Annotated in this window: 12 protein-coding genes; 7 read left to right on the forward strand and 5 right to left on the reverse strand. The window is 72.7% G+C overall.

All coding sequences use genetic code 11. From position 1 onward, the window contains the following. Positions 1 to 3: 3 nt before the first annotated feature. Together HGB44_RS01890 and HGB44_RS01895 are read right to left on the reverse strand one after the other, a co-directional pair. Positions 4 to 1,500, reverse strand: a complete 1,497-nt coding sequence (locus tag HGB44_RS01890; RefSeq protein WP_061079441.1) for a DUF7059 domain-containing protein — start codon at positions 1,498 to 1,500, stop codon at positions 4 to 6. 54 nt (positions 1,501 to 1,554) lie between these two features. Continuing rightward, entirely contained in the window at positions 1,555 to 1,809 is a 255-nt protein-coding gene (locus tag HGB44_RS01895; RefSeq protein WP_061079440.1) for a DUF2530 domain-containing protein, read from the reverse strand. 249 nt (positions 1,810 to 2,058) lie between these two features. Here HGB44_RS01895 and HGB44_RS01900 point away from each other — a divergent pair, with 249 nt between their 5' ends. From HGB44_RS01900 to HGB44_RS01920, 5 genes are all read left to right on the forward strand, one after another. Continuing rightward, positions 2,059 to 3,513, forward strand: a complete 1,455-nt coding sequence (locus HGB44_RS01900) for an NCS2 family permease (RefSeq protein WP_061079439.1) — start codon at positions 2,059 to 2,061, stop codon at positions 3,511 to 3,513. A 169-nt stretch (positions 3,514 to 3,682) separates the two neighbouring features. After that, positions 3,683 to 5,083 carry an MFS transporter gene (locus HGB44_RS01905; protein ID WP_061079438.1) on the forward strand — a complete coding sequence of 467 codons (1,401 nt, stop codon included), beginning with the start codon at positions 3,683 to 3,685 and terminating at the stop codon, positions 5,081 to 5,083. 175 nt (positions 5,084 to 5,258) lie between these two features. Then, positions 5,259 to 5,849: an RNA 2',3'-cyclic phosphodiesterase gene (thpR, locus tag HGB44_RS01910; protein ID WP_061079437.1), complete on the forward strand. Its 591-nt coding sequence runs from the start codon at positions 5,259 to 5,261 to the stop codon at positions 5,847 to 5,849. 160 nt (positions 5,850 to 6,009) lie between these two features. Beyond that, positions 6,010 to 7,278 carry an MFS transporter gene (locus tag HGB44_RS01915; protein WP_061079436.1) on the forward strand — a complete coding sequence of 423 codons (1,269 nt, stop codon included), beginning with the start codon at positions 6,010 to 6,012 and terminating at the stop codon, positions 7,276 to 7,278. Continuing rightward, positions 7,265 to 7,630 (forward strand): MerR family transcriptional regulator, encoded by a 366-nt coding sequence (locus HGB44_RS01920; RefSeq protein ID WP_061079435.1) that lies wholly within the window; start codon positions 7,265 to 7,267, stop codon positions 7,628 to 7,630. The genes HGB44_RS01915 and HGB44_RS01920 overlap by 14 nt, the downstream gene beginning before the upstream one ends. Here the strand turns inward: HGB44_RS01920 and HGB44_RS01925 are convergent. Beyond that, entirely contained in the window at positions 7,593 to 8,318 is a 726-nt protein-coding gene (locus HGB44_RS01925) for a 3-keto-5-aminohexanoate cleavage protein (protein WP_061079434.1), read from the reverse strand. The two genes, HGB44_RS01920 and HGB44_RS01925, sit on opposite strands and share 38 nt — an antisense overlap. A gap of 92 nt (positions 8,319 to 8,410) precedes the next feature. On the opposite strand from HGB44_RS01925, the gene HGB44_RS01930 reads away from it, so the two are divergent. After that, positions 8,411 to 9,472, forward strand: a complete 1,062-nt coding sequence (locus HGB44_RS01930; RefSeq protein WP_061079433.1) for a hypothetical protein — start codon at positions 8,411 to 8,413, stop codon at positions 9,470 to 9,472. Positions 9,473 to 9,479: 7 nt separating this feature from the next. On the opposite strand, the gene HGB44_RS01935 is transcribed toward HGB44_RS01930, so the two are convergent. Next, the gene (locus HGB44_RS01935; protein WP_061079432.1) at positions 9,480 to 10,481 is read right to left on the reverse strand and encodes a glycerophosphodiester phosphodiesterase family protein; all 1,002 of its coding nucleotides are present in this window, start codon (positions 10,479 to 10,481) and stop codon (positions 9,480 to 9,482) included. Positions 10,482 to 10,573: 92 nt separating this feature from the next. Next, the gene (serC, locus tag HGB44_RS01940; protein ID WP_061079431.1) at positions 10,574 to 11,704 is read right to left on the reverse strand and encodes a phosphoserine transaminase; all 1,131 of its coding nucleotides are present in this window, start codon (positions 11,702 to 11,704) and stop codon (positions 10,574 to 10,576) included. 331 nt (positions 11,705 to 12,035) lie between these two features. On the opposite strand from serC, the gene pdxH reads away from it, so the two are divergent. Beyond that, the gene (gene pdxH / locus HGB44_RS01945) at positions 12,036 to 12,689 is read left to right on the forward strand and encodes a pyridoxamine 5'-phosphate oxidase (protein ID WP_061079430.1); all 654 of its coding nucleotides are present in this window, start codon (positions 12,036 to 12,038) and stop codon (positions 12,687 to 12,689) included. The last annotated feature ends 8 nt before the right edge of the window (positions 12,690 to 12,697 follow it).

The raw sequence follows: 12,697 nt of genomic DNA on the forward strand, positions 1-12,697 counted from the left end.
CGGTCAGCGGGCCACCCGGAAGAACCCCTCCGAGATGAGGGTGCGCAGCGCGTCGGGCGTGCGCTCGCGCACCAGCGAGGGGTCCTCGCCGATGAGCTCGGCGATCACGTCCAGAAGCGGGCCCACCGGCATGGTGCCGTCGCACACGCCCGCCAGGGCGGCCTCCACCGTTCCCACGCGGGCCACGCGCCGCAGGCCGTCGCGCTGGCGCAGCAGGATCTTCTCCGGGTCCGGCGCGCCGGGGCGCCCCACCCTCTCCTCCACCACGCCCGGCGCGAGCGCCACGTGCGCGGACAGCAGCGCGGCGTCGGTCAGGCGCAGCGCGGTCATCGCCCCGTCCACCACGTCGGGCAGGTAGGGGCCCACGGGCCGCTCGATCTCGTGCCGCAGCTCCTCCACGCGCACGGTCGCGTCCTGGGCGACGTCGTTGCGCAGGCAGATCCACCCGAACCCGATGCCCTTGATGCCCTCGCGCTCGAAGTAGTCGAGCCAGGCGTCGTAGCGGCGGGTGTACTCGGGGGTGCCGTGTTCGCAGGAGTCGCGCAGCCACAGCTCCACGTACTCGGCGGGGTCCTGCACGTCGCGCTGGACCACCCAACCCGAGCACCCGGTCCCGGTCACCCAGCCGCCGACACGGTCCTCCCAGTCGTCGCCGTCGCGGTGCACCCAGTTCGCCAGGATCTGGCACCAGCCGCCCTCGGTCAGGTGAGCCGGGGCCTGCCGCACCAGCTCGGCGCACACGGTGTCGCCGGGCAGGTCCGACTCCCGGTAGGTGTACCGGGAGGAGTCGGGGGTGATCACGAACGGCGGGTTGGACACGATCAGGTCGAAGCGCTCGCCCTTGACCGGCTCGTACAGCGACCCCTGTTCCAGGCGGGCGTCGGTGACCCCGGACAGGGCCAGGCTGATCCCGGCCAGGTGCACGGCGCGCGGGTTGAGGTCGGTGGCCACCACCTCGCGCGCCCGCGAGGCCAGGTGCAGGGCCTGCACCCCGCAGCCGGTGCCCACGTCCAGGGCGCGCTCCACCGGCCCGCCCACGATCAGCTGGGACAGGGTGGAGGAGGCACCGCCCGCGCCCACCACGTGGTCGGGGGCGGGAACGGCCCCGCTGCCGGGGCGCACCTTGGGGTCGGAGACCACGAAGCCGGGTCTGCCGTCCTCCAGCTCCCAGGGACCCAGGTGCACCAGGGAGCGCACGACGGGCCCGCCTCCGCCCTCCTCCACGGTGACCAGGCCGGCGTCGGCCAGCTCGTCCACGGGCAGGATCGAACGCGCGGCGCGCGCGGGGATGGGCGACCGGAGCCACCACAGGCGCAGCAGCAGTCCGAGCCGTTCGTCGCCGCCGGTGGCGCGCAGGGCGGGCACCAGCTCCTCACGGGCCAGTGCGCGCGCGGCGGCGTCGCCGAGGCGGTCACGGACACCGGACACCGTGTAGTCGGCATCGATGAGGATGCCGCGGAGCCGCTCGGCCAGACCGCGCGGAAATCTCGTCTCAGACACCCGCCCATTATCGGGCAGAACCGCGGTGCCCCGCCGGGGGGTGCCCGGCGCTGGTCAGGAGCGGTCGGCCCGGGGCTCGGCCGCGTCGGAGCGCCTGCGCAGCAGGCGCGGTATGTACAGGAACCCGAACACGCCCAACGCGATCCCGGTCACGCAGACGCCGATCCACCAGCGCTCGGTCGCGGGCAGCCCGTCGCCCAGGGCGATGAGGACCACGAGCGCCACCGTCCACGCCAGGGTGCCGATCGCGGCGGGCACGCGGTAGTCGCTCTCGTGGACGTCCGGGTCGGGTTGGCGAGGTTTGCGCACGGTCCCAGGCTATCCGGTCACCGCGGGGGAAGGGGTGTGCCCACCGGGGAGGCGACGTGACCGGTGAGGGGGCTTGCACGCCGGGGCGTGCGGGGACGGATTCGTCACATCCGGTAAGCCGATCATCCGGCCATATGGTCTTTCCTCCGAAAAACCGGGGAAAGGTGTGGCCGGGGTTGTGTGAACATGCAACTAACCTGACGCAGAATCCTTCTTGTCCCGTAAGTACGACCAGGTCAGGCTGACGACGTGAAAACTCCAAGTCCATCCCCCAGCGGCACCGGCAAGAGGCCGTCAGGCCCCCTCGACCGCTACTTCCGCGTCTCCGAGCGCGGGTCCACCGTCGGCACCGAGGTGCGCGGAGGCCTGGCGACCTTCTTCGCCATGGCCTACATCGTCGTCCTCAACCCGCTGATCATCGGTACGGCAGAGGACGTCAACGGAGAGACCCTGGGCATCCCCGAGGTGGCCGCGGTCACCGCCCTGGTCGCCGCGATCTCCTGCGTGCTCATGGGCGTCGTCAGCCGCTACCCCTTCGCCATCGCGGCGGGCATGGGACTCAACGCCGTCGTCGCCTACGGCATCGCGCCGGTCATGCCCTGGTCCGACGTCTTCCTGCTGATCGTCATCGAGGGCGTGCTGCTGCTGATCCTGGTGCTCACCGGGTTCCGCACCGCGGTCTTCGCCGCCATCCCGCCCGGCCTCAAGGTCGCCATCGCCGTCGGCGTGGGCCTCTTCCTGGCCCTGGTCGGCCTGGTCAACGCCGGTTTCGTGCAGGCTGGTGAGGGCACCCCCGTCCAACTCGGCAACGGCGGCCTCCAGGGCTGGCCGATCCTGATCTTCGTCGTCGGCCTGCTGATCACCGTCGCCCTGTACGTGCGCAAGGTGCCGGGCGCGATGCTGATCGGCATCATCGTCTCCACGCTCGTCGCCCTCCTCGTGGAGTCGCTGTTCGGCGGCGGCGACAACCGCCTCGGCTGGAGCCTGACGGTCCCGACCCTGCCCACCGGCGGAGGACTGGTCGCGCTCCCCGACTTCTCGCTCATCGGCATGTTCGCCGACGGCGGTCTCAACGTGTTCTCCCGCTGGGCCGACATCGGCATCGCCACCGTGGTCATGCTGATCTTCACGCTGCTGCTCGCCGACTTCTTCGACACCATGGGCACCATGGTCGGTGTCGCCCACCAGGGCGACCTGGCCGACGAGGACGGCAACATCGAAGGCTCCCGCGAGGTGCTGGCCGCCGACTCCATCGGCACCGTCCTGGGCGGTCTGGGCTCGGCCTCGGTCGCCACCATCTACGCCGAGTCCGCCGCGGGCGTCGGCGAGGGCGCCCGCACCGGTATCGCGCCGATCGTCACCGGCGCCCTGATGATGCTGGCCACCCTGTTCACCCCGCTGGTGAACCTGGTGCCCTTCGAGGCCGCCACGCCGGTGCTGGTGATCGTGGGATTCATGATGATGGTCCAGGTCGTCAACATCGACTTCACGGACCCGGCGCTGGGCCTGGGCTCCTTCATGGCGATCATCATGATGCCCTTCACCTACTCGATCGCCAACGGCATCGGGTTCGGCCTGCTGACCTACGCCTTCGTCAGCCTGGTCACGGGGAAGGGGCGCCAGGTCCACCCGCTGCTGTGGCTGATCTCGCTGGTCTTCCTGGTCCACTTCGCCGAGGCTCCGATCAACGCCCTGATCAGCTGAGGCAGGGCCTTCGCGCCGTACGGGAATTCCGGCGGCGGTGAACGGCGTTGACTCCAATGATGAGTCAACGCCGTTTACTTATTTGCCCGCTTTGTCCACCCGGCCGAGAGCGAAGCCGACCGCCGATGGCCGCATCAGTCCCTCCCCGCACGTCCACGGGGAGGGACTGATGCGGCGTATCGCCATGTTCCGGTCCCTGGCCAACCGCAACTACCGGCTGTACGCCCTGGGCCAGCTGCTGTCCAACCCCGGCACGTGGATGCAGCGCATCGCGCAGGACTGGCTGGTCCTCCAGCTCAGCGGGGGCAGCGGCATCGCGCTCGGCATGACCACCGCCCTCCAGTTCCTGCCCATGCTCTTCTTCGGGCTGTGGGGCGGGGCGCTGGTCGACCGGATGGACAAGCGCAGGCTGCTGGTCTGCACCCAGGCCGCCATGGGCGTGCTCGCGATCGGCCTCGGAATCCTGGCCACCGCGGGCGCCGCGCAGGTCTGGCACGTGTACCTGTTCGCCTTCGGACTCGGCATGATCACCGTGCTCGACAACCCCGGGCGGCAGGCCTTCGTCCCCGAGATGGTCGACCGCGAGCACCTGTCCAACGCCATCGCGCTCAACAGCGCCAGCTTCCAGCTCGGCCGGGTGACCGGTCCGGCCGTCGCCGGTCTGCTCATCGCGGTCATCGGCAGCGGACCGGTCTTCCTCATCAACGGCGCGTCGTTCGGGTTCACCATCCTCGCCCTGACGATGATCCGCGCCTCCGAGCTCAACCCCACCGAGCGGGTGGCCCGGGGCAAGGGGCAGATCCGGGAGGGGCTGCGCTACATCGGCGGCAGACGCGACCTGGTCCTGCTGCTGGTACTGGCCGCCGCCACGCAGTTCTTCGGCGCCAACAGCCAGAACCAGATCGCGTTGATGGTCAACAACGTGTTCGAGGCCGGGGCCGACGCGTTCGGCGTGGCCGCCGCCTTCCTGGCGGTCGGCGCCCTCGTCGGCGCCCTGCTGGCCGCCCGCCGCGACCGGCCCCGGCTGCGGCTGGTGCTGATCGGGTCTCTGGCCTTCGGCGCGCTCCAGATGGTGGCGGGGCTCATGCCCGGCTACGTGTCGTTCATCCTGGTGCTGGTGCCCATGGGCATGGCCTTCATGACGTACGTGACCACGCTCAACGCCACCTTCCAGCTCAGCGTGGACCCGCGGATGCGCGGGCGCGTCATGAGCATGTTCCTGCTGGTGTTCATGGGTGTGGCGCCCATCGGCGCGCCCGTGGTGGGGCTGCTCGCCGACGCCTTCGGCCCGGAGACGAGCCTGGTCATCGGCGGCGCGGTGACCCTCGTGGTCGTCACGGTCATCTCCGCCCTGCTCTTTCGGACCAAGGACGTGCGCCTGCGCGACGTGCTCCCGCGGCGGCGCCCCTCCGCGGACGCGGAGGCCGCGGAGACGGGGGACGAGCGCCGGGAGGTCCCGGAGGCGGAGCACGAGCGGGCGGGCGTCGAGCGCCGCCCGGACGGCTCCAGCGGGGCCCGCCTCGCCCCGGACGAGAACGGGACCCGGCCGGACACGGTCACCCGCGCCTGAGACTCCCGGTCGTGCCCCGCCGTCCTCGGGGCACGACCGGGGCAGCCGCCCCACCCGCCGGCGACCGGTCGCCAGGGCCACCGGGCCGACCGCCACCGGGCCCGGCACCGCACAGCGCAACCCGGGAGCGCTCCGGGGGCGGGCCCGAGGACCCCGCCCGGGGCAGAATGAGGGCATGAGACTGTTCGCGGCACTGGATCCGCCCCCAGACACGGCGGACGAGCTGCGCCGGGCCGTCGACCGGGGCCGCGGCCACACCCCCGACCTGCGCTGGGCCAGCCCCCGCGAGTGGCACCTCACCCTGGTCTTCCTCGGCGAGGTCGACGAGGCCCTCCTGCCGGCGCTCGGCGACGCCCTCGGCCGTGAGGCCCGCAGGCACCGGCCCTTCCACCTCGCCGCCGACGGCTGGGGCGCCTTCCCGGGCGACCTCCGCCGCGCCTCCGTGCTCTGGGCCGGGCTCGGCGGCGACACCGCGTCCCTCGGCGCCCTCGCCGACGGGCTGCGCGCTGCCGCGGCCGGGGCCGGTGTGCCCGTCGAGCGCCGCGCCTACGTGCCGCACATCACGGTCGCCCGCAGCCGCCCCGCACGCGACCTCACCGGCACCGCGGACGCCCTGGGAACACTGCGAGGCCGCAGGTGGCGGGTACGCGAGGCGCACCTGGTGGAGAGCAGGCCGGGGCGGGAGGACCGCTACCGGACCGTCCGGACCTGGGGGTTAGGCTGGGAAGCGGATCCCACCCGACCTCCTGAGCGGAGCGCGTCATGAGCATGCTCACCAACAACCGCAAGCAGCGCTGGCTGCTACCCGTGGTTCTGGGGGGCATCATGCTCATCGTGCTCCTGGGCGCCCTCGTCGGCTGAGCGGCGGCCCCGCGGGCCCGGCGGACTTGACCTTGACGCCAGCGTCAGGGTTCTAGCGTGCCGCCATGAACTCCTCCACGACCGCCACCGGCCGCGCGCAGGGCTCCGGCTGGCTGGTGTGCCTGCTGCTGACCGTCTTCGCGATCGGCACCGACGACCTCGTCATCGCCGGGCTGCTGCCCGACATCGCGCGCGACCTGGGGGTGGGTCTCCCCGCGGCCGGACAGCTGGTGACGGTCTTCTCCCTTACCTACGCCGTCGCCGCTCCTCCGCTGGCCGTGGCCACCGCCCGGCTGCCGCGCAGGGCCCTGGTCCTCGGCGGACTCGGGCTCTTCGCCCTGGCCAACCTGGCCACCGCGCTGGCGCCCTCCTACACCGTCCTGATGGCGCTGCGCGTGCTCACCGCGCTCGTGGCCGCCACCGTGACCCCGGCGGCCTTCTCCATGGCGGCCCGGCTCTCCCCGCCCGAACGGACCGGCCGCGCCATGGGCGCGGTCGCGGCCGGGCTCACCGTCGCCCTCTTCCTCGGCGTGCCCGTCGGCACTCTTCTGGGCTCCGGGTTCGGCTGGCGCTCGGCCTTCGTCTTCGTCGGCCTGTTCTCCCTGGCGGTGCTCGCCGCCTCCGCCCTCCTCCTGCCCGGCCTCCCCGGGGCCAGGGAGAACGGTGTCGGACGCCAGCTGCGCCAGCTCGGCCGCCCAGCGGTGCTGGCCTGCGTGACCGGAACGGTCATCGGCGCGGGCTGCGGGTACATGGCCTACACCTACATCGCCCCCCTCACCCGGGACCTGACGGGTGCGGACGGCGCCGCGCTGGCCCCGCTGCTCGCGGTCGCGGGGATCTCCGGAGCCCTCGGCACCCTCCTGTGCGGTCGCGCCACCGACCGGTGGGGTGCGGACCGCGTGCTGCTGGCCGCCTTCTCAGGGCTGGTCACGGCCAACGCCCTCCTGGCCGCGCTCGGCCTCCTGGTCGAGGGAGCCGTCCCGGTGGCGGCGCTCGCCGCGGTCCTGGCCCTGTGGGGCTTCACCGCCTGGGGGTTCGCCGCGCCCATGAACGCGCGGATCCTCGGCCTCGCCGGGGACGCGGGGACCGAGGCCATGGCGCTCAACACCAGCGGGCTCTACGTCGGCGTCGCCGTGGCGGGGGCGGCGGGGGGCGCCGCGCTCTCCGGGTACGGCGGAACCGGGGTGGCGGTCGCGGCCACGGGAGCCGGGCTGGTCGCGCTCGCGGTCATGGCCGCCTCCGTGCGGCTCTTCCCCACCGGCGCCCCCTTCACCGCGCCCGGGGCGACCCCTACCCTGGGGGAGGACGGCGGGAGGCGGAATGCGGATCGGTGAACTGGCCGAGCGGACCGGGGTGAGCACGCGCGCCCTGCGGTACTACGAACAGCGCGGCCTGCTCGCCTCCGAGCGCGCCGCCAACGGCTACCGCGAGTACCCGCCCGAGGCGGTGGACCGGGTACACGGGATCCGGCTGCTCCTGGACTCGGGGCTCACCTCGGACGACGTCCGTGAGCTGCGCGGGTGCCTGGCACTGGACCTGGTCAACGAACCCGAGTGCGCCGAGGCCGTCGAGCTGTACGAGAACAGGCTCCAGGCTGTGCGCGAGCGCATCGACGCCCTGACCCGCACACGTGACCGGCTGGAGCGGGTCACGCGGACGCGGCGGCCAGACTCACCGCGCGCGTGATCAGATCCGCGTTGTCGTGCGCCTCCTCGCCGCCGGGCAGCCGCATGGTGTCCTCCAGCCCCATCCGGATGTCGTAGCCCGAGGCCACCGCCGACTCCAGGATCGGCCAGGCCGTCGCGTCGGCCCCGTGCAGCATCCGCGGCTGGTTCGCCCCCGCCCGGTCCAGCAGGGAGCAGATCGCCTCGGCGTTGCGCCGGGCGTCCTCCACCGCGACCTGTGTGGGCTCCACCAGGACCGCCGCCACCCTGAGCTTCGTGGCGACGAGGATGCGCGCGGCCTCCACCGTCCACACCCCGGCCTCCACCCCGATCCGGCGGTCGTCCAGCAGGTGCGCCAGGTCCACCGAGCCCGCCTCGTGCAGGTTCACGGTGACCGAGTCCGGCAGGGCCGACGACGCCCAGCGCTGCACCAGGTCGTAGCGCCGCCACGGATCCGACTCCGCCGACAGCGACGTGGTCAGCGACACCGGCACCCGCGGCCCGTCGGCGCGCAGCCGCTCCATGAGCGGACCCACCACCTGGGGCTCCAGCGACTCGGCGCCGGTGGGATCGCGCGGATGCAGGTGCAGCTCGGTCGCGCCCGCCGCCACCACCGCGTGCGCGTCCGACACCAGCTGGTCCACGGACACGGGCAGGGCGGGGTGCGCTCCGGGGCGGCGGTCCCCGTTCAGACAGGCGACGATTCTCATGAGTGCCCTCCTAACGGCGCTCCGTAAGCCCAATGTGCCCGTTACCACCCGGGTACAAGCCATCCGCGGCGTTCCCTGGCAGGATGTCGGTCATGAGAACTCCGCTCGTTCTTGCCGCCGCCGCCCTCTTCGCGACCCTCCCGGCCGCCCCGGCCCTGGCCTTCCCCGAGGACCCGAGCGACTCCGACACCGGTGGTGTCGACTACCCCCGCGGAGGTGAGGGGCCCGAGGGCTCCGAGATCGCCTTCGAGTTCCAGGACCCGAGGATCTCCGAGTCCAGCGGAATCGCCCCCTCCCTGCTGCACGAAGGCGTGTGGTGGACCCACAACGACAGCGGCGAGCACCTCAGCGAGGTGTACGCGGTCGACGAGGAGGGGCGCACGGTCGCCACGGTCACGCTCGACCTGGAGCGCCGCGACTGGGAGGCGGTCTCGGTCACCGAGGCCCCCGACGGGACGCCGTCGGTCCTGGTGGCCGACATCGGCGACAACTTCAACGGCGGCTGGCCCGACGTCAGCGTCTACCGCTTCCCCGAACCCGAGGCGCTCGCCGACACGGTGGTCGACCCCCAGGTGTTCACCTTCACCTACGAGGACGGGGGGCGCGACGCGGAGTCGCTGATGGTCGACCCCCGCGACGGCCGGATGTACGTGGTGTCCAAGGAGTTCTCCGGCGGCCTGTACGCGGCACCCGAGGACCTCGAACCCGGGGCCGGGCACGTCCTGGAGCGGATCGACTCGGCGCCGCTGTTCGCCACCGACGCCGCCTTCAGCCCGGACGGCAGCCGCTACGTCATCCGCACCTACTGGGGCGCCACGGTCTACGACGCCACCGAGGGCGTGCCCGGCTCCTCGCTGGGCGCGTTCGACCTGCCCGAGTCCGACCAGGGCGAGTCCATCGCCTTCACCCCCGACGGCACCGCCCTCATGGCCGGGACCGAGGGGCTCGGCGCGCCGGTCTGGCGGATCCCGCTGGAGGAGCGCTACCTCGCCGAGGAGCCGCCGGTGCGGGAGGTCGCCGCGCAGGAGTCGCCCGCCGGGGAGGGCGGGACCGTCGAGCCCGAGACCCGGGGCGCCCTGCCCTTCATCGTGGGAGGCGCCGCGGTCGCCGCGCTGGTCATCGTCGCGATCGTCCTGCTGGCCCGGCGGGGCTGAGCTCCCCCTACTTCTCGGGCTGCGGGTCCAGGAAGTGCTCGCGCACCAGGAAGGCGTGCCGGGAGAAGTCGGTGAACACGCCGTCCACCCCGGCCTCGAAGAAGGCCTCGTACTCGGCGGCGAAGGACCCGTAGTCGCCCGGCCCGCCTTCCGAGCGCAGTTCGGCGGGAAGGAAGTGGTTCTCGCTGCGGAACGTGTACGGGTGCACCAGGAGTCCGGCCGCGTGCGCGTTCTCCACCAGGTCGGTCGGCTCCCCCAGCACCCCGTCCTCGGTGGGGATGACCAGGCTCTTGGCCGGGCCGATCGCGTGCGCGAACGTCGCCACCTCGGCCAGGCCGTCCGGCGTGGTGTGGTGCAGCCAGTGCTCCTCGGCGCCCATGAGGTAGACCAGCGGCAGCTCCGTCACGGCCAGCTTGCGCAGGCTCTCGGCCTCGAAGGACTGGAGGAACACCGGCACCAGCGGCTCCGGACCCGTCAGCCCCGCCTCCCGCAGGGCCTCGATCAGGAGCGGCTCCAGCTCCAGGCCCTGCGCCTCGTGGTAGGCGGGGTGCTTGGTCTCGGGGTAGATCCCGATCGGGCGGCCCAGCTCCTTGGTGAGCGCCAGCGCGAGCTCGACGACCTCCTCCAGGGTCGGGATCCCGTAGGTCCCGTCCATCACGGCGTTCATCGCGCGCACGTCCTGGAGGCGCTCCACCGCGCGCAGCGTCCGGATCTCCTCCAGCGTGAAGTCCTGGGCGAAGAACCCGGTCACCTCGCGCCCGTCGACGGTGCGCGTGGTGCGTCGGTCGGCGAACTCGGGGCGTTCGGCCACGTCCGTGGTCCCGCCGATCTCCTGCTCGTGGCGGCAGACCAGCCTCCCGTCCCTGGTCGCGACCAGGTCCATCTCGATGAAGTCGCCGCCGTGCCGGGCCCCCAGCTCGTAGGAGGCCAGCGTGTGCTCGGGACGGTGCCCAGACGCCCCGCGGTGCGAGATGATCTTGATGGGGAGTTCCTTCTTGTTCCTGCGCACAGCCGAACCGTCCTGAGAAGCGAGATGCCGGGAAAAGGGGGAGGCCGACCCGACACGGGTCGGCCTCCATTGTGCAACGCGGGGCGAACGGGTCAGGACAGCTCGGTGAGCACGTGGTCCACGCACGCGGTGAGCGCGCGCACGTCGTCCGGCTCGACCGCGGGGAACATGGCCACGCGCAGCTGGTTGCGGCCCAGCTTGCGGTAGGGCTCGGTGTCGACCACGCCGTTGGCGCGCAGGACCCTGGCCACCGCGGCGGCGTCCACGTCGTCGCTGAAGTCGATGGTGCCGACCACCTGCGAGCGCTTGGCCGGGTCGGTGACGAACGGCGTCGCGACCGGCGACTTCTCCGCCCAGTCGTAGAGGACCGAGGAGGACTCGGCGGTGCGCGCCACGGTCCACTCAAGGCCGCCCTGGCCGTTCATCCACTCCAGCTGCTCGGCGAGCAGGAGCAGCGTGGCCACGGCCGGGGTGTTGTAGGTCTGGTCCTTGCGGGAGTTGTCGATCGCCGTGGGCAGCGAGAAGAACTCCGGCACGTAGCGGCCGCCGGCCGCGATCTCCTCCACGCGGGCCAGGGCCCGGGGCGACATGACGGCCAGCCACAGCCCGCCGTCGGCGGCGAAGCTCTTCTGCGGCGCGAAGTAGTAGACGTCGGTCTGGGCGATGTCGACCGGCAGGCCGCCCGCTCCGCTGGTGGCGTCCACGAGGACGAGCGCGTCCTCGTCGGCGCCCGCCACGCGCCTGATGGGCGCGGCCACACCGGTGGACGTCTCGTTGTGGGTCAGCGCGTACACGTCCACACCGGCCTCGGCCACGGGCTCGCCGTGGCTGCCGGGGGCGGTGCTGATGACCGTGGGCTCCTGGAGCCAGGGCGCGCCCTCGGCGACCTTCGCGAACTTGCTGGAGAACTCGCCGAAGGCCAGGTGCTGGGACTTCTCACGCAGCAGGCCGTGCGCGGCGATGTCCCAGAAGGCGGTGGTGCCGCCGTTGCCGAGGACCACCTCGTAGCCGTCGGGGAGGGAGAACAGCTCGCTCACGCCGGCGCGCACCCGGGAGACCAGGGACTTGACCGGCTTCTGCCGGTGGGAGGTGCCCATGTAGCGGGAGCCGGAGGCGGCCAGGGCCTCGACCTGGGCGGGGCGGACTTTGGACGGGCCACTGCCGAAACGGCCGTCGGAGGGCAGCAGGTTCGCGGGGATCTGAATCTCGTCGGTCACGCCCACCAGGGTAGTGGCGGCGACGGCGGCGGGGCCGGTCAGGGCCGCGGTTCGACCGCGTGAAACGACGTGAGGAACCGGGTGCGATGTCACGTTCCTCAGGGTTCTGGGCGGTATGGGCGAGCCGCATTTCGGTTGACACCGGTGCGTTCTTCGCTCGAAGTGTGTCTTGTGGAAGGGGTTTCGGGGGAGAACGCCACCCGGACGGCGAACGCCGGCACGCGACCGCCGCCCGCGGCCAGGCCGGCGCGGGCGCGCCCGACCCCGGACCGTCGTGCCCCCGGACGCGCGGGTCGCCGGTGGCGCACTCGGCACCCGACGCGAGAGGATGCCCCGTGTGGACCACCAAGACCCCGCCGAACTGCGCAAACCGTACCTGGGCGCACCCCTGAGGCGCTCCGGCCTCGCCGACCACCCCATGACGCAGTTCCACCTGTGGTTCGACGAGGCCTACGACTCCGGGCTGGCCGAGCCCAACGCCATGGTCCTGGCGTCCGTCGAGCCCTCGGGCATGCCCCGCGCCCGCACCGTGCTGATGAAGGGCTACGACAGCACCGGACTGCGCTTCTTCACCAACTACACCTCGCGCAAGGGGCAGGCGCTGGAGGCCGACCCGCGCGCCGGGGCGGTCTTCCCCTGGCACGCCATCCGGCGCCAGGTCGTGCTGGCCGGACGGGTGGAGCGGCTCAGCGACGAGGAGAACGACCGCTACTTCGCCTCGCGCCCGCGCGGCTCCCAGCTGGGCGCCTGGGCCAGCGAGCGCCAGTCGCGGCCGGTCGCGGACCGGGCCGAGCTCGACCGGCTCTACCGGGAGTTCGACACGGTCTGGGCAGCGGAGGAGGAGATCCCCCGGCCCGCCTACTGGGGCGGCTTCCGGCTCGTGCCGAGCGAGGTGGAGTTCTGGCAGGGCGGCGCCGACCGCATGCACGACCGGTTCCGCTACCTGCGCGAGCCCGACGGCACCTGGAGCATTGAGCGCCTGGCCCCCTGAGCGGCGGC

It is taken from the genome of Nocardiopsis alborubida, from assembly GCF_012396365.1.
Taxonomy (GTDB): domain Bacteria; phylum Actinomycetota; class Actinomycetes; order Streptosporangiales; family Streptosporangiaceae; genus Nocardiopsis; species Nocardiopsis alborubida.

Excerpts from the sequence above, each read along its gene's own strand:
- HGB44_RS01930 (WP_061079433.1), top strand. The coding sequence starts at position 8,411 with ATGAGAACTCCGCTCGTTCTTGCCGCCGCCGCCCTCTTCGCGACCCTC.
- HGB44_RS01905 (WP_061079438.1), top strand. The coding sequence starts at position 3,683 with ATGCGGCGTATCGCCATGTTCCGGTCCCTGGCCAACCGCAACTACCGG.
- HGB44_RS01925 (WP_061079434.1), bottom strand. The coding sequence starts at position 8,318 with ATGAGAATCGTCGCCTGTCTGAACGGGGACCGCCGCCCCGGAGCGCAC.
- HGB44_RS01920 (WP_061079435.1), top strand. The coding sequence starts at position 7,265 with ATGCGGATCGGTGAACTGGCCGAGCGGACCGGGGTGAGCACGCGCGCC.
- thpR (WP_061079437.1), top strand. The coding sequence starts at position 5,259 with ATGAGACTGTTCGCGGCACTGGATCCGCCCCCAGACACGGCGGACGAG.
- HGB44_RS01915 (WP_061079436.1), top strand. The coding sequence starts at position 6,010 with ATGAACTCCTCCACGACCGCCACCGGCCGCGCGCAGGGCTCCGGCTGG.